The organism is Pseudomonas nitroreducens TX1 (assembly GCF_000313755.1).
Taxonomy (GTDB): Bacteria; Pseudomonadota; Gammaproteobacteria; order Pseudomonadales; family Pseudomonadaceae; genus Pseudomonas; species Pseudomonas nitroreducens_A.
Genome location: NZ_AMZB01000136.1, coordinates 278,558 through 302,493 on the forward strand (window position 1 = coordinate 278,558; position 23,936 = coordinate 302,493).

Annotated in this window: 29 protein-coding genes and 1 riboswitch; of the genes, 13 read left to right on the top strand and 16 right to left on the bottom strand. The window is 66.6% G+C overall.

Going from position 1 to position 23,936, the window contains the following annotated elements; translation table 11 throughout:
* Positions 1 to 68: 68 nt before the first annotated feature.
* Positions 69 to 1,295: an alpha/beta fold hydrolase gene (locus tag C167_RS0128965; protein WP_017521830.1), complete on the top strand. Its 1,227-nt coding sequence runs from the start codon at positions 69 to 71 to the stop codon at positions 1,293 to 1,295.
* A gap of 220 nt (positions 1,296 to 1,515) precedes the next feature.
* Here the strand turns inward: C167_RS0128965 and C167_RS0128970 are convergent, their stop codons facing one another.
* Positions 1,516 to 2,370, bottom strand: a complete 855-nt coding sequence (locus C167_RS0128970; protein ID WP_017521831.1) for a class I SAM-dependent methyltransferase — start codon at positions 2,368 to 2,370, stop codon at positions 1,516 to 1,518.
* Positions 2,371 to 2,433: 63 nt separating this feature from the next.
* On the opposite strand from C167_RS0128970, the gene C167_RS0128975 reads away from it, so the two are divergent.
* Together C167_RS0128975 and C167_RS0128980 are read left to right on the top strand one after the other, a co-directional pair.
* The gene (locus C167_RS0128975; protein WP_017521832.1) at positions 2,434 to 3,153 is read left to right on the top strand and encodes a DNA-3-methyladenine glycosylase; all 720 of its coding nucleotides are present in this window, start codon (positions 2,434 to 2,436) and stop codon (positions 3,151 to 3,153) included.
* Positions 3,150 to 4,466 carry a bifunctional DedA family/phosphatase PAP2 family protein gene (locus C167_RS0128980; protein ID WP_017521833.1) on the top strand — a complete coding sequence of 439 codons (1,317 nt, stop codon included), beginning with the start codon at positions 3,150 to 3,152 and terminating at the stop codon, positions 4,464 to 4,466. Before C167_RS0128975 ends, C167_RS0128980 begins: the two co-directional genes overlap by 4 nt.
* A gap of 1 nt (position 4,467) precedes the next feature.
* On the opposite strand, the gene C167_RS0128985 is transcribed toward C167_RS0128980, so the two are convergent.
* Complete coding sequence (locus C167_RS0128985; RefSeq protein WP_017521834.1) at positions 4,468 to 5,382, bottom strand: LysR family transcriptional regulator; 915 nt, start codon at positions 5,380 to 5,382, stop codon at positions 4,468 to 4,470.
* Positions 5,383 to 5,496: 114 nt separating this feature from the next.
* Here C167_RS0128985 and C167_RS0128990 point away from each other — a divergent pair, with 114 nt between their 5' ends.
* Together C167_RS0128990 and C167_RS0128995 are read left to right on the top strand one after the other, a co-directional pair.
* Complete coding sequence (locus C167_RS0128990) at positions 5,497 to 5,784, top strand: putative quinol monooxygenase (protein ID WP_017521835.1); 288 nt, start codon at positions 5,497 to 5,499, stop codon at positions 5,782 to 5,784.
* Positions 5,785 to 5,809: 25 nt separating this feature from the next.
* Positions 5,810 to 6,823, top strand: a complete 1,014-nt coding sequence (locus C167_RS0128995) for a zinc-binding alcohol dehydrogenase family protein (RefSeq protein WP_017521836.1) — start codon at positions 5,810 to 5,812, stop codon at positions 6,821 to 6,823.
* A gap of 210 nt (positions 6,824 to 7,033) precedes the next feature.
* On the opposite strand, the gene C167_RS0129000 is transcribed toward C167_RS0128995, so the two are convergent.
* From C167_RS0129000 to nrdR, 13 genes are all read right to left on the bottom strand, one after another.
* On the bottom strand, positions 7,034 to 7,840 hold the full coding sequence (locus C167_RS0129000) for a cobalamin-binding protein (RefSeq protein WP_017521837.1): 807 nt from the start codon (positions 7,838 to 7,840) through the stop codon (positions 7,034 to 7,036).
* Positions 7,840 to 8,256 carry a hypothetical protein gene (locus tag C167_RS0129005; protein WP_017521838.1) on the bottom strand — a complete coding sequence of 139 codons (417 nt, stop codon included), beginning with the start codon at positions 8,254 to 8,256 and terminating at the stop codon, positions 7,840 to 7,842. The genes C167_RS0129000 and C167_RS0129005 overlap by 1 nt, the downstream gene beginning before the upstream one ends.
* Entirely contained in the window at positions 8,253 to 8,882 is a 630-nt protein-coding gene (gene ribA, locus C167_RS0129010) for a GTP cyclohydrolase II (RefSeq protein ID WP_017521839.1), read from the bottom strand. The genes C167_RS0129005 and ribA overlap by 4 nt, the downstream gene beginning before the upstream one ends.
* A gap of 121 nt (positions 8,883 to 9,003) precedes the next feature.
* Positions 9,004 to 9,648, bottom strand: coding sequence for a retropepsin-like aspartic protease family protein (locus C167_RS0129015; protein ID WP_017521840.1), 645 nt, complete (start codon positions 9,646 to 9,648; stop codon positions 9,004 to 9,006).
* Between the two features lie 5 nt (positions 9,649 to 9,653).
* Positions 9,654 to 10,439 (bottom strand): substrate-binding periplasmic protein, encoded by a 786-nt coding sequence (locus C167_RS0129020; protein ID WP_017521841.1) that lies wholly within the window; start codon positions 10,437 to 10,439, stop codon positions 9,654 to 9,656.
* A gap of 9 nt (positions 10,440 to 10,448) precedes the next feature.
* On the bottom strand, positions 10,449 to 10,964 hold the full coding sequence (locus tag C167_RS0129025; RefSeq protein ID WP_017521842.1) for a phosphatidylglycerophosphatase A: 516 nt from the start codon (positions 10,962 to 10,964) through the stop codon (positions 10,449 to 10,451).
* A gap of 2 nt (positions 10,965 to 10,966) precedes the next feature.
* On the bottom strand, positions 10,967 to 11,926 hold the full coding sequence (gene thiL, locus C167_RS0129030; protein WP_017521843.1) for a thiamine-phosphate kinase: 960 nt from the start codon (positions 11,924 to 11,926) through the stop codon (positions 10,967 to 10,969).
* A gap of 147 nt (positions 11,927 to 12,073) precedes the next feature.
* Entirely contained in the window at positions 12,074 to 12,565 is a 492-nt protein-coding gene (nusB, locus tag C167_RS0129035; RefSeq protein ID WP_017521844.1) for a transcription antitermination factor NusB, read from the bottom strand.
* Positions 12,562 to 13,038 (bottom strand): 6,7-dimethyl-8-ribityllumazine synthase, encoded by a 477-nt coding sequence (gene ribE, locus C167_RS0129040; RefSeq protein WP_015475395.1) that lies wholly within the window; start codon positions 13,036 to 13,038, stop codon positions 12,562 to 12,564. Before ribE ends, nusB begins: the two co-directional genes overlap by 4 nt.
* Positions 13,039 to 13,268: 230 nt before the next feature.
* A complete protein-coding gene (gene ribBA, locus C167_RS0129045) occupies positions 13,269 to 14,375 on the bottom strand; it encodes a bifunctional 3,4-dihydroxy-2-butanone-4-phosphate synthase/GTP cyclohydrolase II (RefSeq protein WP_017521845.1) in 1,107 nt (368 codons plus the stop codon).
* A 16-nt stretch (positions 14,376 to 14,391) separates the two neighbouring features.
* The gene (locus C167_RS0129050) at positions 14,392 to 15,054 is read right to left on the bottom strand and encodes a riboflavin synthase (RefSeq protein ID WP_017521846.1); all 663 of its coding nucleotides are present in this window, start codon (positions 15,052 to 15,054) and stop codon (positions 14,392 to 14,394) included.
* 154 nt (positions 15,055 to 15,208) lie between these two features.
* Positions 15,209 to 15,371: riboswitch (FMN riboswitch) on the bottom strand.
* Between the two features lie 122 nt (positions 15,372 to 15,493).
* Positions 15,494 to 16,594 carry a bifunctional diaminohydroxyphosphoribosylaminopyrimidine deaminase/5-amino-6-(5-phosphoribosylamino)uracil reductase RibD gene (ribD, locus tag C167_RS0129055; RefSeq protein WP_026079350.1) on the bottom strand — a complete coding sequence of 367 codons (1,101 nt, stop codon included), beginning with the start codon at positions 16,592 to 16,594 and terminating at the stop codon, positions 15,494 to 15,496.
* Complete coding sequence (nrdR, locus tag C167_RS0129060) at positions 16,591 to 17,055, bottom strand: transcriptional regulator NrdR (RefSeq protein ID WP_017521848.1); 465 nt, start codon at positions 17,053 to 17,055, stop codon at positions 16,591 to 16,593. The genes ribD and nrdR overlap by 4 nt, the downstream gene beginning before the upstream one ends.
* 137 nt (positions 17,056 to 17,192) lie before the next feature.
* Between nrdR and C167_RS0129065 the strand changes: the two genes are divergently transcribed.
* The 3 genes from C167_RS0129065 to trxA all read left to right on the top strand — a co-directional run bounded on the left by C167_RS0129065 (position 17,193) and on the right by trxA (position 19,363).
* The gene (locus C167_RS0129065; protein ID WP_017521849.1) at positions 17,193 to 17,660 is read left to right on the top strand and encodes a YbaY family lipoprotein; all 468 of its coding nucleotides are present in this window, start codon (positions 17,193 to 17,195) and stop codon (positions 17,658 to 17,660) included.
* The gene (locus C167_RS0129070) at positions 17,657 to 18,316 is read left to right on the top strand and encodes a class I SAM-dependent methyltransferase (protein WP_017521850.1); all 660 of its coding nucleotides are present in this window, start codon (positions 17,657 to 17,659) and stop codon (positions 18,314 to 18,316) included. Before C167_RS0129065 ends, C167_RS0129070 begins: the two co-directional genes overlap by 4 nt.
* 177 nt (positions 18,317 to 18,493) lie before the next feature.
* Positions 18,494 to 19,363: a thioredoxin gene (trxA, locus tag C167_RS0129075; protein ID WP_017521851.1), complete on the top strand. Its 870-nt coding sequence runs from the start codon at positions 18,494 to 18,496 to the stop codon at positions 19,361 to 19,363.
* 48 nt (positions 19,364 to 19,411) lie between these two features.
* On the opposite strand, the gene C167_RS0129080 is transcribed toward trxA, so the two are convergent.
* On the bottom strand, positions 19,412 to 19,765 hold the full coding sequence (locus C167_RS0129080) for a hypothetical protein (RefSeq protein WP_017521852.1): 354 nt from the start codon (positions 19,763 to 19,765) through the stop codon (positions 19,412 to 19,414).
* 129 nt (positions 19,766 to 19,894) lie between these two features.
* On the opposite strand from C167_RS0129080, the gene C167_RS0129085 reads away from it, so the two are divergent.
* From C167_RS0129085 to C167_RS0129105, 5 genes are all read left to right on the top strand, one after another.
* Positions 19,895 to 20,470, top strand: coding sequence for a DUF2796 domain-containing protein (locus tag C167_RS0129085; protein ID WP_017521853.1), 576 nt, complete (start codon positions 19,895 to 19,897; stop codon positions 20,468 to 20,470).
* A 15-nt stretch (positions 20,471 to 20,485) separates the two neighbouring features.
* On the top strand, positions 20,486 to 21,193 hold the full coding sequence (locus C167_RS0129090) for an ABC transporter ATP-binding protein (protein ID WP_017521854.1): 708 nt from the start codon (positions 20,486 to 20,488) through the stop codon (positions 21,191 to 21,193).
* A gap of 2 nt (positions 21,194 to 21,195) precedes the next feature.
* On the top strand, positions 21,196 to 22,461 hold the full coding sequence (locus C167_RS0129095; RefSeq protein WP_017521855.1) for an ABC transporter permease: 1,266 nt from the start codon (positions 21,196 to 21,198) through the stop codon (positions 22,459 to 22,461).
* A 53-nt stretch (positions 22,462 to 22,514) separates the two neighbouring features.
* Entirely contained in the window at positions 22,515 to 23,033 is a 519-nt protein-coding gene (locus tag C167_RS0129100; RefSeq protein WP_017521856.1) for a DUF3299 domain-containing protein, read from the top strand.
* Between the two features lie 135 nt (positions 23,034 to 23,168).
* On the top strand, positions 23,169 to 23,888 hold the full coding sequence (locus C167_RS0129105) for an OmpW family outer membrane protein (protein WP_017521857.1): 720 nt from the start codon (positions 23,169 to 23,171) through the stop codon (positions 23,886 to 23,888).
* Positions 23,889 to 23,936: the final 48 nt, after the last annotated feature.

The following is a 23,936-nucleotide window of genomic DNA, read 5'->3' on the forward strand; positions in this document are numbered from 1 at the left end:
GTGCTCGCATGTCAGGGACTCAGGCCAGGGAAGAACAACAAGAGGCGGCCCACCGCCGGAGAACTGCCATGCGCTATCGCACCGATTACAGCGCCCAGTCCCTGACCGCCGCCCCGGCGGTGCTGGAACTGGACGGTTGGCAACTGCACTACCAGGCCTTCTCCTCCCGGGAAGATGACACTCGCCCGCCCGTCCTGCTGCTGGGTGGCGCATTCCAGAGCTTCCGCTCTTTCGCCAGCGAGGTCTCGGAGCTGCTCGCCGGGCACCCGGTGATCCTGCTCGACCTGCCCAGCCAGGGCGGCAACCTGCAACTGGCGCCGCAGCTGAGCCTGGAGGACCTGGCCGACCTGATCGCCGCGTTCGCCGAAACGTTGCAACTGCCGCCGCTGATGCCCATTGGGCTGTCCTACGGCTCGGCCCTGGCCGCGCTGTTCGCCGCCCGCCATCCGGCGCGCTGCGGCCGCCTGCTGCTGGCCGGCATCACCGCCTTCGGCCGTCCCGGCGCCCGCGCGCTGCTGGTGGAAGCCCTGGCGCGCCTGGAACTGGGCGAGCAGGCGCCTTTCGCACACGGCGTGCTGACCGGACTGATCAACCCGCTGCGGCTGGCCGACACCGGTGTTTCCCCGGTGTTCCGCAAAGCCCTGCTGCGCCAATTGCAGCGCCTGACCCCGGCGGAGATCGAACGCTACCGGCAGAACAGCCAGCGCCTGCTGGCCTTCGGCGGTTTCGACCGCCACCCGCAGTGCCCGACCCTGGTGCTGGCAGGCGAGTACGACCACTTCACCCAACCCTGGGAGCACGCCGAATTCGCCCACGCCTGCGCGGACGCCGAGTTCGCGCTGATCCACAACGCCGATCACCTGGCCCAGTTCGAACGCCGCGACGCCTGCGCCCGCCTCTACAACCCCTTCCTGCGTGGCGAAGCGCTGCCGCGCAGCGCCGCCGGTAGCACGCGCTTCCAGCGCCAGCAACTGCTGCATCTGGAGCGCCGCTTCGAGCCGCGCCTGGCGCCGGCAGACACACGCGCCGTGCTGAGCAACGGTGAAGGTGGCGAGTGGCACTGCGAGTTGGCGGAACTGGGGTACTTTGGCGGATTGATCCGCGTCGAGTTGCCGATGGATCGCCCCGCGCGCGGCTGGAAATTGAGCGCCGCCGGGCTGCCGGAGCTGGATATCCTGCCGCTGCGCTACGGCGACGACGGCCTGGCCTTCATCTTCGCCCACGGCGACCCACAGGCCAGCGCGGCGCTGGCGGCGCTGGTGGTGCCGATGCAGCAGGGGGCGTGTGCGGCTTGATTGACTGAGCGATGATGTCCCCGCGCTCGAGCTGCTTCCCTCTCCCCTGCCCTCTCCCTGAAGGGAGAGGGAGCCGTTCGGCGAGGCTGGGGACTCTGGCGTCAGCCGGTTACTTCATGGGGACTCCCCTGCCACAAGCGGCTGAGGACAGTCCCCTCTCCCTTCAGGGAGAGGGCTAGGGAGAGGGCAATCCCCACTCCGAACCTACAAAGATATCGAATCAAACCCGCGCCTCGATCACCCGCACCAGACTCGGCATCCGCCCTTCCGGCAAGCCCAGCCCCACGCCATCCACCTGCGGATCGAGCACACCCACCCGGCCAAACCCGCAACCGATGAACGCCTCCTCGATCTCCGCCGCACTGCGGTAATGCAGTGGATAACCGCCCCGCGTCAGCCGACCGATCAACCCGACGCCCCAGCGGATCTGCCGGTAGCGTGGGTGTTCGCGCAGGTCGGGATACAGCTCGGTCAGGTAGGTCGCGTCGGGAAACGCCCGCAGCGCCGCGCACAGGCGCCGCCAGAATCCCTCGATCACCGGGCGCTGGAAGTAATTCACCAGTCCTTCGGTGATCACCGCCACAGGGCGATCCGGGTCCAGTTCGGACAGCAACGCCGCCAGGCACTGCTCGCCCTGTTCGGCGAGGATATCCACAGCCCGGACGCGGTGCTTGCCGTCCAGCCAGCCCTGTTCCTGCAGCAGCGCGGACTTGCGCGCGGCCATTGGCGGCAAGTCGGCTTCAAGGTAGGTCAGCTGCGGATAGCGCTCGCGAAAGCGCCGGCCACGGGGCGACAACCCGCAAGCGATCTCCACCACCTGGGTCACACTGCGCAGTTCGATGGCCTGGGTCAGCCGCGCATCGATCAGCAGGTGACGTTGCAGCAGGAAGTCTTCGATATTCAGCCCGAAGCCGATCCGAGCGCCCCAGTTGATCGGCGCCACGCAGCCATGCACCCAGCGGCCGAAGGCGGTGGCGAAGGCCGGGTCGGCCAGTTGGTGCCGATACCAGACGTAACCGGTGTAGTGCGCACTGGGGGTGATGTGGGCGCTGTCGGCCCGGATCCGTTCAGCCATGCTTAAGATTCTTGTTGTTATGATTCCCCAGCCTAAGACCGGCCCGAGAACCGCGACAATCCAATGTCTGCCGAACCCAACCTAAGTTTGCCCTGGCCTGGCGCCAACCCGCTGCCGGACGCCTTCTTCAACCGCGACGCCCTTACTGTTGCCCGCCAACTGCTGGGCAAGGTGATCCGCCACCGGGTCGGCGACCTGTGGCTGTCCGCGCGGATCATCGAGACCGAGGCCTATTACCTGGCCGAAAAAGGCAGCCACGCCTCGCTGGGCTATACCGAGAAGCGCAAGGCGCTGTTCCTCGATGGCGGGCACATCTATATGTACTACGCCCGTGGCGGCGACTCGCTGAACTTCAGCGCCGGCGGCCCGGGCAATGCGGTGCTGATCAAGTCCGGCCACCCGTGGCTGGACCGCATTTCCGGCGATGCCGCACTGGCCTGCATGCGCCAGCTCAACCCCGCCGCGGACGGCAGCGAGCGCGCACTGGGCAAGCTGTGCGCCGGCCAGACCTTGCTTTGCCGCTCGATGGGCCTGAAGGTGCCGGACTGGGACGCCCAGCGTTTCGACCCGCAGCGGCTGTTCGTCGACGACCTCGACGAGACGCCCTCGCAAATCATCCAGGCCGCGCGCCTGGGCATTCCCCACGGCCGCGACGAATACCTGCCATACCGTTTCGTCGACGCCGCCTTCGCTCCCTTCTGCACACGCAACCCCATGCGCCGCGGACAGGTCGAAGGACGTGACTACCACCTGCTAGGACCTCAGGACGACTCCATCCGATGATCGATCTCGCCGCCTTCAACACCTGGATGGCCACCCACCCGCAATGGCTCGCCCTGGTCCTGTTCCTGGTCGCCTTCCTTGAATGCGCCGCCATCATCGGCATCCTCCTGCCGGGCGTCGTGATGCTCTTCGCCATTGCCGTACTCGCCGGCAGCGGTGCCCTCGGGCTCGGTGAAACCCTGGCGCTCGCATTCTTCGGCGGGCTGCTGGGCGATCTCTCCTCATACTGGATCGGCCGTCACTTCCACCAGGACATCCGCCGCCTGCCGGTGCTGCGCCATCATCCTGAATGGATCGCCAGCGCAGAAGGCTTCTTCCACCGCTACGGTGTCGCCAGCCTGCTGGTGGGCCGTTTCATCGGTGCACTGCGGCCCTTCCTGCCCATGGTTGCCGGCATGCTGGACATGCCCTTCGGCCGCTTCCTCGGCGTTTCAGTGATCGCCGCCGCCGGCTGGTCCGTCGCCTACCTGGTGCCGGGTTGGGCCACGGGCGCGGCGATGCGCCTGCCGTTGCCGGAAGGCTTCTGGCCCGAGGCCGGCGTCGTGGCCGCCTGTATCGCCGCGGTCTTTGCGCTGATCATTCACGCTGAGCTGCGCAAGGAGCGCAACGCCCCGCTGATCGGTGCCATTGGCTGCTTCGCCCTGCTGGCCGCCATGCTGATCGGCTGGCCCTACCTGGACGCCCTCGACAAGGGCCTGATGGCGCTGGTGCAGGAACACCGCCAAACCTGGCTGGACGACGTGATGGTGGCCGTCACCCGGGTCGGCGACTTCCGCACCCAGTTCATCGCCGGCGCGCTGCTGGCGGTGCTGCTGGCCGCGCTGCGACTGTGGCGCCACGCGCTCTTCGCCGCCGGCACCATGGTCGGCACCGCGCTGCTCAACACCACCCTCAAACACCTGTTCAGCCGCGCACGGCCGGAAGTGATCGCCGACCCGCTGTCTGCCTTCAGCATGCCCAGCGGGCACAGCTCGGCGTCCTTCGCATTCTTTTTGGTACTCGGCGTGCTGGCCAGCCGGGAGAAATCCCCGCGCGTGCGCCTGACCTGGATGCTGCTGGCGGTGATCCCCGCCGCGACCATCGCGCTGTCGCGGGTCTACCTCGGGGCGCACTGGCCCAGCGATATCGTGGCCGGCGCCCTGCTCGGCGCTTCGGTGTGCGCTGCCAGCCTGTGGATGAGCCAGCGCCGCATCGAGCTGCCAGCCCTTGCGCCACGCATCTGGTGGAGCCTGCTGCCCACGGCGATGGTGCTGCTGGCAGTGGCCAGCGCCTGGGGCCTGTCGGCGGCGATCCACCGCTACACGCCGCTCTGACTCAAGCCCAAGGGCGCTTGCGCATCAGTTCGGCGCAGCGCAACTGGACGAACTCGCGCAACTGGGTCACCGCCTGGCTGAGCTGGGCGCGGTGGGTGCAGAACAGGTTCATCGGCGTGGCTTCGCCCAGGTAGTCCGCCAGCGCCACTTCCAGCCGGCCGGCGCGCACGTCGGCCGCCACGTCCAGCCAGGACTTGTAGACCAGCCCCTGCCCCGCCACGGCCCAGCGCCGCACCACATCGGCATCGTCGCAAAGGCGATCGCCGCGCACCGTCACTTCGTGCTGCTTGCGGCTATCACTGAAACGCCAGCGCTCGTGGGCGCGCCCGCCCAGCATGTACAGCAGGCAATTGTGTTTCTGCAACTCGTCCGGGTGCGCCGGCTTGCCATGGCGGGCAAAGTAGTCCGGAGCGCCACAGAGCACCCGGCGGTTATCCGGGGCCAGCGGCAGCGCCACCAGATTCGAATCGCCCGGCAGGCCGAGGCGGAAGGCGACGTCCACCGGCTGCCGGTAGAGGTCGGCCTGGCGGTCGCTGATCAGCAGGCGCAGGTTCATCCGCGGGTGCAGCATCTGGAACTCGTCGAGCCAGGGCAACAGCACGTTGCGACCGAAGTCCGAAGGCGCCGAAACCTGGAAGTTGCCAGCGATCTCGCTCTTGCCGCCGGCCAGCAACTGGCGGCCGTCGTCCAGGCTCTGCAGCGCGGCACGGGCATGGGCCAGATACAGCTCGCCCTCGGCGGTCAGGCGCAGGCTGCGGGTAGAGCGGGCGAACAGGCGCACATCCAGCTCGCTTTCCAGGCGCTTGAGCGCCGCGCTGGCCACCGCCGGCGACAGTTCCAGCTCGCGGGCGGCGGCGGAGAGGCTGCCGCGCTCGGCGGTGCGGACGAAAATCTGCAGGTCGTCGAAACGCAGCATTTTCAAAATTCCTTTGAAAGAGACTCTCTACTTACGCGGTTTTTCTTCACGGCGAAAGAGAGCAGCATGCCTTCACGTTCAATGCACCTGCCCCACCAATCTGGAGATACCCGGATGAGCCTGACCCTGATCGCCATCATTCGCGCCAAGCCCGGCCGCGCCGACAGCCTGCAGGAGCGCCTGCACGGCATGCTCGCGCCATCCCGTGCCGAGGCCGGCTGCCTGCAGTACGACCTGCACCGCGATATCAAGGACGCCGAGCTGATCTACATGATCGAGCAGTGGCGCGACGAGGAAGCCCTGGCCGAGCACGAGGCCAGCCCGCACTTCCAGGCCTTCGTGAAGGCCGCCGAACCTGACCTGGCGGAACTCGACATCCGCCTGATGAACCGCATCGACTGATCGTTCAAAACGAATAGGACCCCCCATGAAAGCCATCGGCTACACCCAGAGCCTGCCCAGCAGCGACGCCCATTCCCTGCTTGACATCCAGCTGCCCGACCCCACGCCCGGCCCGCGCGACCTGCTGGTGGAAGTGCGCGCCATTTCCGTCAACCCGGTGGACACCAAGGTGCGCCAGCGCGCCCAGCCTGCCGAAGGCCAGTACAAGGTGCTCGGCTGGGATGCCGCCGGCGTGGTCCGCGCGGTGGGCAGCGAAGTCAGCCTGTTCAAGCCGGGCGACAAGGTCTGGTACGCCGGCGACCTGACCCGCCCCGGCAGCAACGCTGAACTGCAGTTGGTGGACGAGCGCATCGTCGGCCACATGCCGCAGAGCCTCGACTTCGCCCATGCCGCCGCCCTGCCGCTGACCACCATTACCGCCTGGGAGCTGCTGTTCGACCGCCTGCAGGTGGCCGAGGGCAACGCCAGCAAGGGCCAGAGCCTGCTGATCGTCGGCGCCGCCGGCGGCGTTGGCTCGATCCTCACCCAGCTGGCGCGCCAGCTCACCGGCATGACCGTGATCGGCACCGCCTCGCGCCCGGAAACCCAGGAATGGGTGCGCCACCTCGGCGCGCACCATGTGATCGATCACCGCAAGCCGCTGAGCGAAGAGCTCAAACGCATCGGCATCGGCGAAGTTACCCACGTGGCCAGCCTGAACCAGACCGAACAGCACCTGGCCGAGATCGTCGCCAGCCTGCGACCGCAAGGCCGCCTGGCGCTGATCGACGACCCGGAAAACCTCGACGTGCGCCTGCTCAAGCAGAAGAGCCTGTCGCTGCACTGGGAGTTCATGTACACCCGCTCGATGTTCCAGACCGACGACATGATCGAGCAGCACAAACTGCTGCAACGCGTGGCCGGCCTGATCGACAGCGGCGTGCTGAAGACCACCCTGGGCGAACACTTCGGCAGGATCGACGCCGCCAACCTGCGCCGCGCCCACGCACTGCTGGAGAGCAATACGGCCAAGGGCAAGATCGTGCTGGAAGGCTTCTGATCCGGTAGTTCCCCGTAGGGCGCATAACGCCTACGGCGTTATCCGCCGCGTTGGCGGATACTCCGTTCCGGGTTGTGCGCCCTACGGGGATCGCGCCGTGCGGGAAGCGCCTGTGCATGGCTGTTCGCGAGCAAGCTCGCTCCTACGAAGAGCCACTCCGGCGTTTTCGGTTATCTGTAGGAGCGAGCTTGCTCGCGAACCCCGGCCAGCTCAGTCGTTGGCCCTGGCCCCGGCAAGCATCCGACAGAGCTTCCCGGTAGCCTCGAGCATCGCGAAGCTCGGCTTCTCCAGGTTGCGATCCGGCACCACCCAGAGCTGCTTGAGCCGCGTGGCGCTGAGTTGCTGCATGCCGGTCCAGCCATGCAGTTGGTCTTCGCTGGCCGCCAGGATCACCTGGGGATCGCGCGCCAGCACGGCCTCCTGGCCGACCTGCGGCGCGGGCAGGTCGAGATCGGCAAACAGGTTTCGCCCCCCGCAGACTTCCAGCGCCTCGCTGATGATCTGCCGGCCACCGACGGTATACAGCGGGCGATCCCAAACCTGATAGAACACCCGCAGCGGCTGCTCGCGCCGGTACTGCGCCCGCAACTGCGCCATGCGCGTATCGAAGGCTTCCGCCAGTTCACGCCCCTTCTCGGCCCGCCCCAGGCGCTCCCCCAGCTCACGAAACTGCCGGGAGATATCCTCCAGACGGTGTGGATCGGCCACATAGACCGGCATGCCCACGGCCTTCAGGCGCTGCAGCTGCGCTTCGGACACGGCACCGGGCCAGACCAGCAGCAGGTCGGGCTGCAGGGCGAGAATCTGTTCGAGATTGACCTGGCCGTAGCGGCCGACGGACGGCAGGCCTTGCAGCGACTGCGGACGCGGCCCGCCATCGAGCAGGCCGGCCAGCCGGTCGGCGGCGCCCAGTTCGAGGACCATGTCGGTGAGCGAGGGCGCCAGGCTGACCACCCGCTCCGCTGCCGCGGCGGGCAGGCCGGCGAGCAGCAGGAGCAGGCAAAGAAAGCGGCGCATCAGGCCAGTTGGCGCGGCAGACGGTACAGCCAGAGTATGACCAGGCTGGCGAAGCCCAGCAGCAGGACCGGCACGCCATGCAGATCGACCAGCACCGCCAGGGCACCGATCCAGGCCGGAATGCTACCCACCAGCGCACCACGGCGCTGAGCGGCGCCCAGTGCCTGCCAGGCCGCAGGCTCGTCCGCGCCATCGCGAGCCTTGCCGGTAGCGATCAGCGCGTGCTTGTAGCGACGGAACAACGGCAGGGTGAGGAACATCGACAGCAACCCGACGACAAACACCGGCGTGGCCAGCGATTCGGGCCCGGGTGCCTCCCCCATCAGCGCCAGCATCAGGTGCTGCGGCGCCAGCGCGAGCGCCAGCAGCAACCACCAGAGCAGGTTCAGCCGGCGCCGGGCAGCGGCGCGATTCACGAAGCGGATGCCTCGGCCTCGGCTTCGCCCTGGTGCATGTTGCCCAGCATGTGGCCCAGCTTGCCTGCCTTGGTCTGCAGGTAACGCTTGTTGTGCGGGTTCAGGCCCTTGTGCAGCGGCACGCGCTCGGCAACGGTCAGGCCGTAGCCTTCCAGCGCCTTCACCTTGCGCGGGTTGTTGGTCATCAGCCGCAGCGAGCAGACGCCCAGATGCTGGAGCATCGGCAGGCACATGGCGTAGTCACGCTGGTCGGCGCCAAAGCCCAGGGCCAGGTTGGCTTCCACGGTGTCGGCGCCTTCGTCCTGCAGGGCGTAGGCGCGGATCTTGTTAAGGAGGCCGATGCCACGGCCTTCCTGACGCAGGTACAGCAGGACGCCGCGGCCTTCCTTGGCGATGGCCGACAATGCGCCCTCGAGCTGGAATCCGCAGTCGCAGCGCAAGCTGAACAGCGCGTCGCCCGTGAGGCATTCGGAATGCAGACGCCCCAGCGCCGGCTGGCCGTCGTCGAGCTTGCCCATGGTCAGGGCGACGTGTTCCTTGCCGGTTTCCTCGTCGAGGAAGCCATGCATGGTGAATTCGCCGAAGGGGGTGGGCAGCTTGGAGGCGGCGACGAAAACGACAGACACCGGAAACTCCTGAAAGATTTGTCTAAGGAAGGAAGACCGGCATTGTAACAGCAGCGCCGGCCGCACCGTCATTGCGAATTCTGCAAGATAAGCATCGATGCTTTTGATAGAAACCGCACGATCAGTGCTTGGCCTGGATGTACATCATGCCCTGGTCTTCCCGCCAGCCAACGCGGTTGAGATAGCTCATGCCCAGCAGGATCTCGGTGGGGAAGTCGCCTTCGAGCACCACGGCCTCGACGCCCAGCACCTCGACCCCGCCCAGCTTCACGCTGTTGAGCGTGACCCGCCAGCCCTTGGCCGTGCCACTGGCGGTGGAAGCCATCATCGGCGTGCCGCTGGCGCGGTAATCGATGCCCAGGCGACGGGCCTGGCCTTCGTTCATGGCGACCGAGGTGGCGCCGGTATCCACCAGGAACTGCGCGTTCTGGTTGTTGATGGTGCCGGCCACCCAGTAATGCCCGCCAGTACCACGGGCGATGCCCATCTCGGTACGGGCCGAGGGCGCGGCATAGCCGGCTCCGCTGTACTCGCGACTCAGCTCATAAGTCTGCTCGACGCCGCCGACGCGCAGTACCGCCTTGTGGCTGTCGGCGCTGACTACCTGCACGCCTTCGGGGCCGGTCTGGCCGACCTTCACCAGCTTGCGCTGGCCGTCGATATTGAGCACCGCGGCCCCCGGGAACAGGCCTACCACCCGGATCTGGGGCGCCGCCACTGCAGCGACGGAACACAGAGACAGGCAGATCAGGGCGAACAGGCGCATGGCGATCACTCCTTGGGCGGCAACAGAGGTTTCAGCGGGGCGTAGGGCCAATTCCAGCGAGCGAAGATACGCTCCAGCTCGCCGCTGCGATACAGCGCCTGCATGCGTGAATCATAGAGCTTCGCCAACGCCCGCCCACGTTCGTTGTTGGCGAAGCCAAGATACAGAGGAATCGAGCCGACATCGGTGATGCGGTACTCGCTGGCGTCGACGCCCTGGGCCTGGATCATCTCTTCCAGCTCAGGCCGTGCATCGATGAAGTAGTCGATACGGTGGCCATCGAGCATCGGCAACGCCGAGCTGCGCCGCTGCAGTTCGTTGCGCTGTTTGAGAGGGTCCAGGTAGCGGTCGAAGGCGTATCCGCGCATCCATGCCAGGCGGTAGCGATCCAGCGTGGCGAGCGAGGGTGCGGGAGAAGTCTTCAGGCCCAGTGCGCCGATGGGGTCGACATCATACGGCCAGTGCGGATAGAGGATGTGTTCGATTTCGTTGCGGTAGGAGCCGACCCAGGCATCCGCCTCGCCGCGCTGCACCAGCCCGACCGAACGCACATAGGGCTCGCTGCGCAGGTTCAGGCGCACACCCTCCGGCTCGTAGATGGCCCGCAGCAGATCCCAGGCCAGGCCACGACCATCGGCCTGGGTGTAGTTGACCCAGACTTCGCTGACGACGCGGATGTCCCTGGGAGCCCTGGCATACGCTTGCGCAGTCGTGTCGGCAGCCAGGGCCGACGGCAGGGATGTCGCCGGCAGCCAGCACAGGCACAAAAGCAGGCACAGCAGTGGGCGCATCGATCTTCCTCAGATCAGCCAGTGAGCCCAACCCCATGTCAGGCCTTGCATGACCAGCCAGGCAAAGACGCCGGCCAGCACGTCGTCCAGCATGATGCCGACGCCGCCGTGGACGTTGCGGTCGACCCAGCTGATCGGCCAGGGCTTGGCAATGTCGACGATGCGGAACACCACGAAGCCGACCACAAGCCACCACCATCCCTCCGGCACCAGCCAGAGGGTGATCCACATGCCGACCATCTCGTCCCAGACGATGCCCTCGTGATCGTGTACACGCAGGTCGTCGGCGACCTTGCCGCAAAGCCAGAAGCCGAACAGCATGGTGACGCCCAGCATCAGCCAGTAGCCCCAGTCCGGCAGCATCTGCCAGAGCGGAATGAAGGGTAGCGCAACCAGCGAACCCCAGGTGCCCGGCGCCTTGGGCAGGGTACCCGAGCCGAAGCCGAAGGCCAGGAAGTGCCAGGGATTGCTCCACACCGAATGGGGTACGGGTTGGGCCGGGGCCTGGTTGGGGTGTTCTGTCACGGTCACTCCATGAAATGCAGGTAGCCGCCCTGACGCGGCGTGATGTCGGCGCCGGCAGCATCGAGCACGCGGACGCCGGAACCGGCTTCCACCCTACCGACCACACACAATGCTGGCCAGTTCGCGGAAAGTGCCGGCAGGTGCTCGGGCGGCAGGGTGAAGGCCAGCACATAGTCGTCGCCGGCGCCCAGTTTGAGCTGCAAAGCGCGCTGGGGCCCCAGCAGGGCTTCCAGCTCCGGGCTGGAGGGCAGTCTGTCGGCCTCGACGACGAGCGCCACGCCCGAAGCGCGGGCGATGTGTCCGCAGTCGGCAAGCAGCCCGTCGGAAATATCCAGCGCCGCCGTGGCCTTGCCACGCAGCGCCTGTCCGAAGTCCAGCTGCGGCTGCGGCGACCAGTAGCGCGCCAGCAGCGGCTCGGCAATGGCCGGCTCGGCCGAAAGCTCACCCAGCACCAGCGGCAACGCCCCGCCGGCCTCGCCCAGCGGCCCGCCGACACAGAGCAGGTCGCCCGGCCGCGCACCGGCGCGGGTCAGCGCCTGTCCGGCAGGCACGCCACCGAATACGGTGACGGTCATCGCCAGCGGCCCACGGGTGGTGTCGCCGCCGATCAGCGCCAGCGTGCATTCCTGCGCCTTCTGGTTCAAACCACGGGCGAAACCTTCCAGCCAGGCCGGGTCGGCCTCGGGCAGGGTCAGGGCAAGGGTGAAGCCGATGGGCGATGCGCCCATGGCCGCCAGATCGCTGGCAGACACCGCCAGGGCCCGCTGGCCGAGCAGGAAGGGATCGCAGACGGTAGGGAAATGCACACCGACGACGAGCGTATCGGTGGATATCGCCAGCTGTTCGCCGGCCCGGGGCGCGAGGAGCGCGCAGTCGTCGCCGATCCCCAATGCCACTGCCTCGCCGCCGGCCGCACAGGCGGCCGAGGCGAAGTAGCGACGGATCAGCTCGAACTCACCCATGCTCAGAACCGGTCCAGGCTCTGTAGCGAGAGGCCGTCAGCGGAACGAAGAGCAGCGCAGGAACCGGAGTTTATGAACCATAAATGAGGATTCCGAGCAGCGCATGAGTTCCGATCACGGTCTCGCAGTAGGAGCATGGACAGGGTCTCAGCGCTTGGCGCCGCGCAGTTCGGCTGCCCGCAGGCGCGGAGCGAGCTTGTCCAGCACGCCGTTGACGAACTTGTGTCCGTCGGTGGCGCCGAAGGTCTTGGCCAGCTCGATGCCTTCGTTGATGACGACCTTGTACGGCACGTCCAGTCGGTTACGCAGCTCGTAGGTGGCCAGGCGCAGGATGGCCAGCTCCACCGGGTCGATCTCTTCCAGCGCGCGGTCCAGGCAGGGCGTGAACTCCTCGTCCAGGTCGCTCTTCAGGCGCGGCACGCCGTGCAGGATCTCGTGGAAGTAGGCGCCATCGACATCGCTGAAATCGTTGTCGGTACGGAAGGTCGCCTCGATCTCATTGAGCGGCTGGCCAGCCATCTGCCAGGAATACAGGGCCTGCACCGCAAGGCTGCGGGCCTTGCGACGCATGGCGATCTTGTTCGGCTTGGCAGGCTTTGCGGGCTTGTTGTCCGGAGTGTTGCCGTCCTGGGTGCTCACTTGGCCTCCAGCTGCGACAGCAGGCTCACCATTTCCAGGGCGGACAGGGCAGCCTCGGCGCCTTTGTTGCCGGCCTTGGTGCCGGAGCGCTCGATGGCTTGTTCGATGGAGTCGACCGTCAGCACGCCGAAGGCGACCGGCACGCCGAACTGCAGGGAAACCTGCGCCAGACCCTTGGTGCACTCACCGGCTACGTACTCGAAGTGCGGGGTGCCGCCGCGGATCACCGCGCCGAGGGCGATGATGGCGTCGAATTCGCCGCGCTGGGCAACTTTCTGCGCCACCAGCGGGATTTCGAAGGCGCCCGGAGCGCGGATCACGGTGATGTCGCTCTGGGCGACGCCATGGCGCACCAGCGCATCGATGGCGCCTTCCACCAGGCTTTCCACCACGAAGCTGTTGAAGCGGCCAACCACCAGGGCGAAGCGGCCTTTGGGGGCGATGAAGGTACCTTCGATGGTCTTCAGGGTCATGGGCAAGTCTCACTGTTAAAGAGCCGGAGCGTCAGCGTGACGCTCCGCAAATAGGGTAGAAGAACGGCGCCGCCGTGCCAGGGCACGGCGGCGAGGTTCATTCGGGTAGTCCTGAGCGCGTCGCGAGCGCAGGTCGGGCAAGGCGGAAGTCGCCGAAAAAGCGCAGTTTACTGAAGTAAATGAGCATTTTGAGGCGGCTTCCAACGCGGCCTGACCAAGCGCAGCAGCGATCAGGGCTGCCCGTCAGCGGGCAGATATTCTACTACTTCCAGGTCGAAACCGGATATCGCGTTGAAGCGCATCGGTGCCGACATCAGGCGCATCTTGCGCACGCCCAGGTCGCGCAGGATCTGCGAACCGGCCCCCACGGTGCTGTAGGTGGTGGTCGGTTTCTGCACGGGCGCCGGGGTGTTGGTGATTTCGCGAACATGCGCCAGTAGGTCATCGCCGCCGACCTGGTGGCCCAGCAGCAGGACCACGCCGGTGCCAGCCTCGGCCACCTTGGCCATGGCCGCACGCAGGCTCCAGCGGCCCGCCTGGTTGACCATCAGCAGGTCGCGCAGCGGATCGGGATTGTGCACGCGCACCAGGGTCGGCTCTTCCGCGCAGACCTTGCCCAGGGTCAGCGCCAGGTGCACGTCGCCTTCAACGGAGTCGCGGTAGGTGATGAGGTTGAACTGGCCCAGTTCGGTGTCCAGCGGCTGTTCGGCGAGGCGCTCGACGGTGCGCTCGTGGATCAGGCGGTAGTGGATCAGGTCGGCGATGGTGCCGATCTTGATGTCGTGCTGCTTGGCGAACTCTTCCAGTTCCGGACGACGGGCCATGGTGCCGTCGTCGTTCATGATCTCGCAGATCACCCCGGACGGTTCGAAGCCGGCCATGCGCGCCAGGTCGCAGGCCGCCTCGGTGTGGCCGGCGCGCGCCAGCACGCCACCGGGCTGCGACATCAGCGGGAAGATGTGGCCGGGGCTGACGATATCGGCGGCGACGGCGTTCTTCGCGGCGGCGGCCTGCACGGTGCGGGCGCGGTCAGCGGCGGAGATGCCGGTGGTGACGCCTTCGGCGGCCTCGATGGAGACGGTGAACTTGGTGCCGAAGCCGGAGCCGTTGCGCTGCACCATCAGCGGGATGCCGAGGCGCTCGCAGCGTTCGCGGGTCATCGGCATGCAGATCAGGCCACGGGCGAAGCGGGCCATGAAGTTGATGTCTTCGGTGCGGACACACTCGGAGGCGATGATCAGGTCGCCTTCGTTCTCGCGGTCCTCGTCATCCATGAGGATGACCATCTTGCCCTGACGCATGTCGTCGAGCAGTTCTTCAATGCTGTTGAGTGCCATACGGGGACGAGCCTTATCAGTGTTTCATGAAGCCGTTTTCGGCCAGGAATGCTTCGGTGATGCCGCCGGCTGCGGGGTCCGCTGCCTTGTCGCCGAGCAGCAGGCGCTCCAGGTAGCGCGCCAGCAGGTCGACTTCGAGGTTGACCAGGCGACCACCGCGGTAGTCGGCCATGATGGTCTCCTGCACGGTGTGCGGGACGATGGTCAGCTCGAATTCGGCGCCGTTGACCGCGTTCACCGTCAGGCTGGTGCCGTCTACGGTGATCGAGCCCTTGAGCGCGATGTACTTGGCCAGCTCGCGCGGCGCGCGCACGGTGAACTGGATGGCGCGGGCGTTTTCCTCGTGCTTGACGATCTCGCCGACGCCGTCGACGTGGCCGCTGACCAGGTGGCCGCCCAGGCGGGTGGTCGGGGTCAGGGCCTTTTCCAGGTTCACCCGGCTGCCGATCTTGAGTTGTGCGAAGGCGGTACGCGCCAGCGTCTCGCGGCTGACGTCGGCCCAGAAGCCGTCGCCGGGCAGTTCCACCGCCGTCAGGCAGATGCCGTTGACCGCGATGCTGTCGCCGAGTTTGACATCGGCGAGGTCGAGCTTGCCGGTCTTCACGTACAGACGCACGTCACCGCCCTTGGGGGTGATGGCCGCGATGGTGCCGATGGATTCGATTATGCCGGTGAACATGTGGCCTCCCACACGGCAAGGGCCGTTAGCCGGCAAGGCCGCGTAGCCAACTGGGAAAGATGATGCATGTGGCGAACTCCTGTTTTGGTTAAAAAACAGGGCATATCGATCGAAGGGACTTCTCGGGCGCGCGCAGGCACGCCCCGATGGCTCATCCCGTTCTCTCTTCATCCGGACTATGACCGTCGGCCCCGGAATCACACCGGGTCTGCTGACCCTGGCCATCCGGCGAACCGGTCTGGACAGGCGCTCGCGGGCTAGACGCATTGCGCGTCATTACCGCCGGTGGGGACTTTCACCCCGCCCTGAGAACGTCAATCGCGGTCGTTACAGCGTCGACCGCGTGTGGCGTTTTACCACAGGCCGGCGCAAGTCGGAAGCTTCCTATGGATCGCTCAGCACCTGTCGACAGGCCGATGACGACAGCGCCGGCGCGCCATCACAGTGGTCTGGCGGTGACCAGCCAGTCGTCACCCACGGCACGGATGTCGACGATCTTCAGCTCGCGGGATTCGCTCATGCGCTCCAGCGGCAGCTCCAGCAGCGGCCGCGCGGAGGAGCCGAGCAGCTTGGGCGCCATGAAAATGCTGTATTCGTCCACTAGGCCGAGACGGGCAAAGGCACCCGCCAGGCGCGGGCCGGCCTCCACGAGAACCTCGTTGATGCCACGGCGGCCGAGCTCACTGAGCAGTGCCAGCAGGTCGACCTGACCATCGAGGCCGGCAAGGTTCAGCAATTCATGGCCGACCACGGCGTAGTTCGGGTCGTCCTGGGTGCTCACCACCAGCGCCGGGCCGGCCTGGAAGAAGGTGGCGGTCAGCGGCACGCGCAGGCGCCCGTCGATCAGCACGCGCAGCGGCCGGCGCCGGGCGGCCAGTTCAGTCTGCTCGGCATCCAGGCCCAGCTCGTCCGGTCGCACGGTCAGGCGGGCATCGTCGGTCAGCACGGTATCCGCGCCGGACAGCACCACGCTGGACTGCGCGCGCAGCCGTTGCACGGCACGCCGCGCCGCCGGGCCGGTGATCCACTGGCTCTCGCCGCTGGCCATGGCGGTGCGGCCGTCCAGGCTCATCGCCAGCTTCACACGGACGAACGGCAGGCCGGTTTCCATGCGCTTCAGGAAGCCGACGTTCAGTGCGCGGGCTTCGCCCTCCAGTACGCCGGAGCGCGTCTGGATGCCGGCTTCGGCAATACGCTTCATGCCGCTGCCGGCCACTTGCGGGTTCGGGTCCTGCATGGCCGCCACCACGCGGGCAAGGCCGGCGCCGATCAGCGCATCGGCGCACGGCGGCGTGCGGCCGAAGTGGCTGCAGGGCTCCAGGGTGACATAGGCGGTAGCACCACGGGCTTTGTCACCGGCCTGGCGCAGGGCGTGGACTTCCGCATGGGGCTCGCCGGCGCGCATGTGCCAGCCTTCACCGACCACCTCGCCATCGCGGACGATGACGCAGCCGACGCGCGGGTTGGGATGGGTCGTGTACCAGCCCTTGCGCGCCAGCTCAATGGCGCGGGCCATCCACTGCTCATCCATACCACTCATTCCTTGGATGGCTCGCGGGCCAAGCGCTCGATTTCCTCGCGGAACTCGTTGAGGTCCTGGAAGCGTCGGTACACCGAGGCGAAGCGGATGTAGGCGACTTCGTCGAGCTTCTGCAGTTCGGCCATCACCAGTTCGCCGAGCACCCGCGACTTGATCTCGCGCTCGCCGGTGGCGCGCAGCTTGTGCTTGATATGCGCCATCGCCTCTTCCAACCGCTCGATGCTCACGGGGCGCTTTTCCAGAGCGCGCTGCATGCCGGCGCGCAACTTGTCCTCGTCGAAGGGCTGACGGCTGCCGTCCTGCTTGATCAGGCGCGGCATGACCAGCTCGGCGGTCTCGAAGGTGGTGAAACGCTCACCGCAGGCCAGGCACTCGCGGCGCCGGCGGACCTGGTCGCCCTCGGCGACCAGGCGCGAATCGATGACTTTGGTGTCGTGGGCGCCGCAGAAAGGACAGTGCATGGCGAGTATTGGGCAGTCTTGTCGGAAGAATGGGTAAGAGGCTCATGGTAGCGCATCGACTGGCCGAAGAAACCCCGCTCCCACGAGACAAGCCGCAGGCATTAGGCTATATAGGCGCCCGCCTGGAATCTGTTGCGATGGAGCCCGCCATGTTCGCCCGTCTGCTCTGCCTGTCCCTTACCATCCTGCTGGCCGCCTGCGCCAGCGAGAAGCCCGCGCCGGCCGCCCAGCCGGTCACCGTCAAAAAGCAATCGACTTCCCCGCTGAACGAGCCGCTGCCGGCCAACATGCGCGCCCTCAGCGGCCAGCTCAGCAGCTCCCAGGGCTTCCTGCCGGCCGGCAGCGAAGTGGAGCTGGCGCTGCTGGTGATCGACCAGCGCGACCGCCCGCAACAGCTGCTCTCCAGCGAAAAAATGATCGCCACCGGCCAGGCCCTGCCATTCCGCGTGGTATTCAATCCGCAGTCCTTCCCGGCCGGCGCTCGCGTCGAACTGCACGGCCGCGTCTCGCAGTCCGGCCAGTTGGCCTGGCGCCTGCCGCCGGTGCGCATCACCCAGCCGGAAACCCGCGCCCTGGGCGAACTGCGCCTGGAGCGCGCGCCGTGACGCCGCCGCTTTCCCTGCAGAAGGCCCTCGGTGAACTGCTCGGCGACGCGCGGCTGTCCGCCGAGACGTTGCCCGGTACCGACATCCGTCTCTGGCTGATCGACGCGCAGAACATGGACCGCGAGTTCAGCCCCGACGAGACCCGGCGCATCCTCGAAGAACCGCCCTACTGGTGCTTCTGCTGGGCCAGCGGCCTGGTGCTCGCGCACTGGCTCGCCGAGAAGCCCGAATGGGTACGCGGCAGGCGCGTGCTGGATTTCGGCGCGGGCTCGGGCATTGCAGCCATCGCCGCGGCCAAGGCCGGCGCCGCCGAGGTGGTGGCCTGCGACCTCGACCCGCTGGCGCTGGACGCCTGCCGTGCCAACGCCGAACTGAACGGCGTAGAGCTGACCTATTCGGCGGACTTTTTCCAGGAGCAGGACCGCTACGACCTGATCATCGTCGCCGACGTGCTCTACGACCGCGCCAACCTGCCGCTGCTGGACGAGTTCCTCAGCCGTGGCCGCGAAGCCCTGGTCGCCGATTCGCGGGTCCGCGACTTCAGCCATCCGCTGTACCAGCGCCTGGGGATTCTCGACGGCTGCACCTGGCCGGACCTGGCCGAACCGGCCGAGTTTCGCCATGTGAGCCTCTACCACGCTCGACGGGAGGCGTAGCTTTTCTGTAGGAGCGAGCTTGCTCGCGAACCATGACACTACGCCGATTGATCTGGCGTGCGCGGATGGTTGTTCGCGAGCAAGCTCGCTCCTACAGGTCACCGGTTGTATCCGTGCAAGGGCGCCCCCACTTATAGTGGCAATCACCTCCATCGCCCCACTCGATTCGGGATTCCCATGAGCGATACGCCCTACATCTTCGACGCCAGCATCGCCAACTTCGATCAGGTCGTCATCGAGAACTCCTTCCACAAGCCGGTCCTGGTGGACTTCTGGGCCGACTGGTGCGCCCCGTGCAAGGCGCTGATGCCGCTGCTGGCGCAGATCACCGAGTCCTACCAGGGCGAACTGCTGCTGGCCAAGGTCAACTGCGATGTCGAGCAGGACATCGTGATGCGTTTCGGCATCCGCAGCCTGCCCACCGTGGTGCTGTTCAAGGACGGCCAGCCGGTGGACGGCTTCGCCGGCGCGCAGCCCGAATCGGCGATCCGCCAGATGCTCGAACAGCACGTGCAACCGCCCGCCCCGGCCGCCGGCAATCCGCTGGAGCTGGCGCAGGCCGCCTTCAACGAAGGCCGCTTCGCCGACGCCGAGGCGCAACTGAAAGTGCTGCTGGGCGAGGACAACACCAACGCTGCCGCGCTGATCCTCTACGCCCGCTGCCTTGCCGAACGGGGCGAGCTGGGTGAAGCCGAGACGGTGCTCGACGCCGTGAAGGGCGACGACCACAAGCAGGCACTGGCCGCTGCCAAGGCCCAGCTGACCTTCCTGCGCCAAGCCGCCGACCTGCCCGACGCCGCCACGCTGAAAACCCGCCTGGCCGCCGACGCCAACGACGACGAAGCCACCTACCAGTTGGCCATCCAGCAACTGGCCCGCCAACAGTACGAGGCGGCGCTGGACGCCCTGCTCAAGCTGTTCGTACGCAACCGCAGCTACGGCGAGGACCTCCCGCGCAAGACGCTGGTCCAGGTGTTCGACCTGCTGGGCAACGACCACCCGCTGGTGATCACCTACCGCCGCAAATTGGCGAACGTACTGTACTGACGAAAAAGGCGCCGCAAGGCGCCTTTTTTCTTTCTGCACGTCTCCCGGCTACTCCTCTGCCCAAGTGAACACCTGCACACCCTCGCGCACCTCGATCTTCACCTTCGGGCTGTGCCGCAGGCGCACCAGCAATCCCTTTGCCGCCCCGGAACTGCCCGTCAGCGCCGCCAGTTCTTCCAGCAATTGAGGTCCTTCGCTGCTGCCACTGCGCCGCAACAGGTCCTGCGCGGCCAGCCACAGCTGATCCACGGGCGCGCCGGCTGCCGGTGTCGGCACAGCAGCGGCCGCAGGCGCTGCGGCAGCAACCGGCAGGCTCTGCCCCAGCCGTGCCCAATCGGCGTCATCCATCTCCAAGGTGAGGTCCACCGGCCATTCGCCAATGGTGCCCTTGATTCTCAGCATCACCCTTCTCCTCGCGCTGTTTCGCGCATGCTCCCACGGCATCGGCGCCACGCCAAACGCATGCTAAGCTGGCCTTAATTTTTCATCTGTTATAACGTAACAAAATCATTCACCGGACCGGAGTCTCCCATGCGCCCCCTGCTCCTCGCTGTTGCCCTGCTGCCCTTCGCTGTACAAGCCCACGACGAACATGAACACGGCAGCCTCGGCAAGCACGAGCATGGCGTCGCCCAACTCAACGTCGCCCTCGACGGCAAGACCCTGGAACTGGAGCTGGACAGCCCGGCGATGAACTTCGTCGGCTTCGAGCACGCCGCCGCCAGCGACGCCGACAAGGCCACGGTCGCCGCCGTGCACGCCCAGCTCAAGCAGCCGCTGCAACTGCTCGCCCTGCCCGCCTCGGCCCAATGCAGCGTAAAGTCGGTGGACCTCTCCAGCCCGTTGTTCGGCGATGCGCCCAAGGCCGAAGTTCACGATCATGAACACGCCGATGGCGACCACGACGAGCACGAAGGCCACCAGCACGCCGACATCGATGCCCGCTATCAGCTGACCTGCGCCGAGCCTCAGCATCTGGCCGGCCTCGATTTCGCGCCGCTGTTCCAGCGATTCCCGGCGACCCAGAAGATTCAGGTACAACTGATCGGCCCCAGCGGCCAGCAAGGTGCAGAATTGACCGCTGCCAACCCGACCCTGAACTTCTGATCACGACGCGCTGAAATGACCGCACTGCTCGAACTCGACAACCTCGGTTTCGCCTGGCCCGGCCAGGCGGAGCTGCTGGACATCCCCGCCTTCGCGCTGGCCCGTGGCGAAACCCTGTTCCTCAAGGGCCCGTCGGGCAGCGGCAAGACCACCCTGCTCGGCCTGCTCGGCGGCGTACAGCGCCCGCAGCGCGGCAGCGTGAAGCTGCTCGGCGAGGACATCGCGCAGATGAAATCGGCACGCCGCGACCACTATCGCGTCGATCACACCGGCTACATCTTCCAGCAGTTCAACCTGCTGCCGTTCCTCTCGGTGCGGGAGAACGTCGAGCTGCCCTGTCATTTCTCCCACAGCCGTGCCGAGCGGGCGACCCTGCGCCACGGCAGCGTGGCCAAGGCGGCGCAAACGCTGCTCAAGCACCTGGGCCTGGGCGACCCCGCACTGATCGAACGCCGCGCCGACAGCCTGTCCATCGGCCAGCAGCAACGGGTCGCTGCCGCCCGCGCGCTGATCGGCCAGCCGGAACTGGTGATCGCCGACGAGCCGACCTCGGCGCTGGACGCCGACGCCCGCGAAGCCTTCCTCCAGCTGCTGTTCGCCGAGTGCCGCGAGGCCGGCGCCAGCCTGCTGTTCGTCAGCCACGACCAGAGCCTGGCGCCGCTGTTCGACCGCGCCGTCTCGCTCGCCGACCTCAACCGCGCCGCCCGCGCTCCGGGAATCTGAGCATGTACCTGTTGCGCCTGGCGCTCGCCAGCCTGTCCAACCGCCGCTTCACCGCCCTGCTGACCATCTTTGCCATCGCCCTCTCCGCCTGCCTGCTGCTGGCGGTGGAGCGCGTGCGCACGGAGGCCAAGGCCAGCTTCGCCAGCACCATCTCCGGCACCGACCTGATCGTCGGCGCGCGCTCGGGGTCGGTGAACCTGTTGCTGTACTCGGTGTTCCGCATCGGCAACGCCACCAACAACATCCGCTGGGAAAGCTACGAGACGGTGACCCACAGCCCGCTGGTGAAGTGGGCGATCCCGATTTCCCTGGGCGACTCGCACCGCGGCTACCGCGTCATGGGTACCGATACCGGCTACTTCGACCACTACCGCTTCGGCCGCGGGCAGACGCTGGAACTCGCCGAGGGCCGTCCCTTCGGCCAGGACCTGTTCGACGTGGTACTGGGTGCGGAAGTCGCCGAAGCGCTGCACTACAAGCTCGGCGACCGGATCGTCCTGGCCCACGGCGTCAGCACCATCAGCCTGGTACAGCACGACGACAAGCCGTTCACCGTGGTCGGCATTCTCAAGCGCACCGGTACGCCGGTGGACCGCACCCTGCACATCTCGCTGCAGGGCATGGAGGCACTGCACGTCGACTGGAAGAACGGCGTCCCCGCTCGCGGCGCCGACCGTGTCAGCGAAGACCAGGCACGCACCATGAACCTGCAGCCCAAGGCGATCACCGCCTTCCTGCTGGGCCTGAAGAGCAAGGTGGCGACCTTCAGCCTGCAGCGGCAAATCAACGAATATGACGGCGAGCCGCTGATGGCGATCCTGCCGGGGGTGGCGCTGCAGGAGCTGTGGGGCCTGATGGGCACGGCGGAAAAGGCGCTGTTCGTGGTCTCGCTGTTCGTGGTGCTGACCGGACTGATCGGCATGCTCACGGCCATCCTCACCAGCCTCAACGAACGCCGCCGCGAAATGGCCATCCTGCGCTCGGTGGGCGCGCGGCCCTGGCATATCTTCAGCCTGCTGGTGGCGGAAGCCTTCGCCCTGGCGCTGGCGGGTGTGGCACTGGGCGTCGGGCTGCTCTATGCGGGCATCGCCGGCAGCCAGGGGTACGTGCAGGCGAACTACGGTATCTTCCTGCCATTGGCGCTGCCCAGCGCCTATGAATGGTCGCTGCTGGGCGGCATACTCCTGGCCGCGCTGCTGATCGGCTGTGTGCCGGCGTGGCGAGCCTACCGGCAATCGCTGGCCGATGGACTGTCGATTCGCCTTTGAGCCAGCCCCTGCGAGCCATCCCCGTGCAAGCCAGTCCGATGAAAAAGAGCCCCATGCGCCGCCTGCTGTTCCTGCTGCTGCTTGCCACCAGCGCCGCCGTCTGGGCGGCGCCACGTGAGCTGACCTGGCCCGAACTGATTCCCGAAGGCGCACCACCACCGCCGCCTCCGGTGCCGCTGCACGATATGTCCAAGCTTTCCGATGTACTCAATTCGGAGAGTGGCCCGGCGGTGAAGCAGCAGATACCCAACGCACCCGTGGTACAGCAACTGGACGGCCAGGAAGTGAAGATGCCGGGCTACATCGTGCCCCTGGAAGTGGAGGAGGACGGCCAGACCGTTCGCGACTTCCTGTTGGTGCCCTATTACGGCGCCTGCATCCACGTGCCAGCGCCACCGTCCAACCAGATCGTCTATGTTCGAGGCGGCAAGGGCGTAAAAGTCGACGAGCTTTATCAACCCTTCTGGATCATCGGCACGATGAGCGTGAAGGCGATGGAAAGCGATCTCGCCGAGGCCGGCTACCAGATGCAGGCCAGCAGCATCGAACCCTACGAGTACACCGGCCAGTAATGGTGCGGCGCTTTGCCGCACGCCTTGGCCCTCTGCGGTCTGGGGTCTTTATTGAGCCAGGTCAAAAGTGTGCTTTTAGCGCTCTCTACTATTCTGAGCACCAACACTTATACCAAAGAGATATTGGAGCTCATCATGCGTAAGTCCTGGCTCACCGCCTCGCTTCTCTCCCTCGCCGTCGCAGCGCCGATCGCAGCCCAGGCCGCCGACATTCGCGGCCACCAGGCTGGCGACTTCCTGGTACGCGGTGGTTTTGCAACCGTAGCCCCCAACGACAGCAGCTCCGACATCAAGCTCGACGGCGCCAAGGTCAGCGGCACCAAGGCTACCGTCGACAGCGACACCCAGCTGGGTCTGACTTTCGCGTACCTGCTCACCGACAAGATCGGTATCGAGCTGGTCGCTGCCACCCCGTTCAACCACCAGGTCGACGTGAAGGGTCTGAACCGCGCCACCGGCCTGACCGGCCTGGACGGCAAACTGGCCGACATCAAGCAGCTGCCGCCGACCGTGCTGCTGCAGTACTACCCCATGGGTGGTACCAACTCCGCCTTCCAGCCCTACGGCGGCCTGGGTATCAACTACACCACCTTCTTCGACGAAGACCTGGCCAGCAACCGCAAGGACCAGGGCTTCAGCAACCTGAAGCTGCAGGACTCCTGGGGTCTGGCCGCCGAACTGGGCATGGACTACATGCTCAATGAACACGCCTTCGTCAACGCCGCCGTCTGGTACATGGACATCGATACCAAGGCCAGCGTCGATGGCCCGTCCGCCCTGGGCGTGCAGAAAACCAAGGTTGATGTCGACGTCGACCCCTGGGTTTACATGGTGGGCTTCGGCTACCGTTTCTGACGGAGCAAACATGAAAAAGGCGCCCAAGGGCGCCTTTTTCACTTTCAG

Excerpts from the sequence above, each read along its gene's own strand:
- C167_RS0129065 (WP_017521849.1), top strand. The coding sequence starts at position 17,193 with ATGGAGCCCGCCATGTTCGCCCGTCTGCTCTGCCTGTCCCTTACCATC.
- C167_RS0129020 (WP_017521841.1), bottom strand. The coding sequence starts at position 10,439 with ATGCGCCCACTGCTGTGCCTGCTTTTGTGCCTGTGCTGGCTGCCGGCG.
- thiL (WP_017521843.1), bottom strand. The coding sequence starts at position 11,926 with ATGGGTGAGTTCGAGCTGATCCGTCGCTACTTCGCCTCGGCCGCCTGT.
- C167_RS0129050 (WP_017521846.1), bottom strand. The coding sequence starts at position 15,054 with ATGTTCACCGGCATAATCGAATCCATCGGCACCATCGCGGCCATCACC.
- C167_RS0129095 (WP_017521855.1), top strand. The coding sequence starts at position 21,196 with ATGTACCTGTTGCGCCTGGCGCTCGCCAGCCTGTCCAACCGCCGCTTC.
- ribE (WP_015475395.1), bottom strand. The coding sequence starts at position 13,038 with ATGACCCTGAAGACCATCGAAGGTACCTTCATCGCCCCCAAAGGCCGC.
- C167_RS0128975 (WP_017521832.1), top strand. The coding sequence starts at position 2,434 with ATGTCTGCCGAACCCAACCTAAGTTTGCCCTGGCCTGGCGCCAACCCG.
- ribBA (WP_017521845.1), bottom strand. The coding sequence starts at position 14,375 with ATGGCACTCAACAGCATTGAAGAACTGCTCGACGACATGCGTCAGGGC.
- C167_RS0128985 (WP_017521834.1), bottom strand. The coding sequence starts at position 5,382 with ATGCTGCGTTTCGACGACCTGCAGATTTTCGTCCGCACCGCCGAGCGC.
- C167_RS0129105 (WP_017521857.1), top strand. The coding sequence starts at position 23,169 with ATGCGTAAGTCCTGGCTCACCGCCTCGCTTCTCTCCCTCGCCGTCGCA.
- C167_RS0128965 (WP_017521830.1), top strand. The coding sequence starts at position 69 with ATGCGCTATCGCACCGATTACAGCGCCCAGTCCCTGACCGCCGCCCCG.
- nrdR (WP_017521848.1), bottom strand. The coding sequence starts at position 17,055 with ATGCACTGTCCTTTCTGCGGCGCCCACGACACCAAAGTCATCGATTCG.
- C167_RS0129085 (WP_017521853.1), top strand. The coding sequence starts at position 19,895 with ATGCGCCCCCTGCTCCTCGCTGTTGCCCTGCTGCCCTTCGCTGTACAA.
- C167_RS0129090 (WP_017521854.1), top strand. The coding sequence starts at position 20,486 with ATGACCGCACTGCTCGAACTCGACAACCTCGGTTTCGCCTGGCCCGGC.
- C167_RS0128980 (WP_017521833.1), top strand. The coding sequence starts at position 3,150 with ATGATCGATCTCGCCGCCTTCAACACCTGGATGGCCACCCACCCGCAA.
- trxA (WP_017521851.1), top strand. The coding sequence starts at position 18,494 with ATGAGCGATACGCCCTACATCTTCGACGCCAGCATCGCCAACTTCGAT.
- C167_RS0128990 (WP_017521835.1), top strand. The coding sequence starts at position 5,497 with ATGAGCCTGACCCTGATCGCCATCATTCGCGCCAAGCCCGGCCGCGCC.
- C167_RS0129100 (WP_017521856.1), top strand. The coding sequence starts at position 22,515 with ATGCGCCGCCTGCTGTTCCTGCTGCTGCTTGCCACCAGCGCCGCCGTC.
- ribD (WP_026079350.1), bottom strand. The coding sequence starts at position 16,594 with ATGAGTGGTATGGATGAGCAGTGGATGGCCCGCGCCATTGAGCTGGCG.
- C167_RS0129015 (WP_017521840.1), bottom strand. The coding sequence starts at position 9,648 with ATGCGCCTGTTCGCCCTGATCTGCCTGTCTCTGTGTTCCGTCGCTGCA.
- C167_RS0128970 (WP_017521831.1), bottom strand. The coding sequence starts at position 2,370 with ATGGCTGAACGGATCCGGGCCGACAGCGCCCACATCACCCCCAGTGCG.
- C167_RS0129000 (WP_017521837.1), bottom strand. The coding sequence starts at position 7,840 with ATGCGCCGCTTTCTTTGCCTGCTCCTGCTGCTCGCCGGCCTGCCCGCC.
- C167_RS0128995 (WP_017521836.1), top strand. The coding sequence starts at position 5,810 with ATGAAAGCCATCGGCTACACCCAGAGCCTGCCCAGCAGCGACGCCCAT.
- C167_RS0129080 (WP_017521852.1), bottom strand. The coding sequence starts at position 19,765 with ATGCTGAGAATCAAGGGCACCATTGGCGAATGGCCGGTGGACCTCACC.